Consider the following 1783-nt stretch of genomic DNA (forward strand, 5'->3'; position numbering starts at 1 on the left):
GGATGCTCACCGCTATCCGTAGCTTTGTCAATGACTGTATCGCTCAGTCTGGGGATGTGGCAGAAATCGATGCTATTGACTATGGTACATCCAAGATCATCCTGGAAGTAGAGGGATACTGCTACCTAGCAGTGGTAGTTCAAGGGGAACCCACCCACCAGTTCATTAATCAGTTGCGGGAAAGCCTAGAAACTATTATTACCCATTATGGTAAACCGATCAGGTCTTTTGATGGGGATATTACAACTATCCCGGTGGGAGTCAAGGAAATTTTACAAAATTTATTAGATCAATCCGTTAGTGAAGGACTTCGTGATACTCAGGAAAATCCGAAAAAAGGCAAGAAACCGCCAGGCTTATTGGTGCTTGGCTTGGGGCTTCTGGGTTTAATCGCTGTATTTGGGGGAATTTATCAGCATAGGGCTAGAATAAACCGTCGCATTGAGCAAAAAACTCAACTTGCCCTCGCCTATTATGCCCCAGAAGTGGCTGATTATGCTTTAACAGTTAAAGCCAATGCCCAGAGACTTAAGCTAGCTGGACAGCTACCAAATCAGGCTCTGCGCTCAAACGTCGAGCAAATTGCCAAAGCTGCGGTTCCTAAATTACAGTTGGATAATCAAATTGAGGTGATCGAACTCCCCTATACTCATGAGTTAACCAAAGCTCAAGTCCAACGGGTGAGCAACACCTTGAATCAAATGGATGGGGTAGTAATTTTAGCCTACTATACACAAGGCAGGGTGACAGTAAACGGAGCCGTACTTTATGCTCAGGATTTTCCTAAGATTATCCAAGCCTTTGAGAACATTCCTGGTGTCAAGTCGGTCGAGAACAATTTACAACTTCAAGGATTAGACCTTACCAGCCGGATCTACTTTGATCTTGGTTCAGCCAAGTTGAAACCAGAGGATATAGGCACTAAAATTCGATTAATTAAGGAATTCCTGGAGCGCTATCCTCAAAAGCACCTGAGGATAATCGGCTACGCCGATCCTAGGGATAAACTTACCGAAAATCAGGGATTAGCACAACAACGAGCCCAAAAGGTAAAAGATGTGCTTGTTCAGCAAGGCATTGATCCCAATCGACTGGAAGTTCGTGGGGTTGGCAAAGGACCGCCAGATGTTGATGCTAGTCAACCGCTATGGTTAAATCGATGTGTCGTATTTGATCAGTTTACCGAGAAACCCAATTGAAAGCGCCTTTGGTTGAGCCAGGAGATAACAACAAGTTATGGACTTTATTCCTTTGTTTATTAAATCTGGAATCAGGAGGTGAGCCAACTACTGCAATAGATCACTAATGCTAAAACTATACTGCTGTCTGGGAACATACGGTCGGTGAGCAATAGGTATTCAAGTCCGCTGAATAAATCATACCGTAAACCTGTTCAGATTTGGCTCCATGCCCATCTTGTAACAACCGTTTACAATCCCCCGTGATTTATCCATTGGAGAGTTCAAAGCAGTTGTCAGCAACCAGTAACAATGTCCACTATTGATCGAAAAATTTGCCTAGTTGGAGACTTTGGTGTGGGCAAAACTAGCCTAATCCGCCGATTTGTGGAGGGTGTGTTTAGCGACCAATATCTTTCAACAGTTGGAGTGAAAATTTCCCGCAAAATCCTAAAATTTAAGGATGACACCCGATCAGAACTGCTGAATCTAAAATTGATGATTTGGGATTTAGAAGGTCATACTAAATTTAAGGGAATTTCACCAACATATTTAAAAGGGGCTCAGGGTGCAATTATTGTTGCTGATGTAACTCGCATGGAAAC

Annotated in this window: 2 protein-coding genes; both read left to right on the plus strand. The window is 43.2% G+C overall.

Features of this window, described 5'->3' with window-relative positions:
* Positions 1-1199, plus strand: a 1199-nt coding sequence (locus F6K49_RS45605; RefSeq protein WP_293108858.1) for an OmpA family protein, incomplete at its 5' end; no start/stop codon positions are given.
* 291 nt (positions 1200-1490) lie between these two features.
* A partial coding sequence (locus F6K49_RS45610) for a Rab family GTPase (protein ID WP_293108861.1) occupies positions 1491-1783 on the plus strand: 293 nt, incomplete at its 3' end.

Source organism: Moorena sp. SIO3I6, assembly GCF_010672095.1.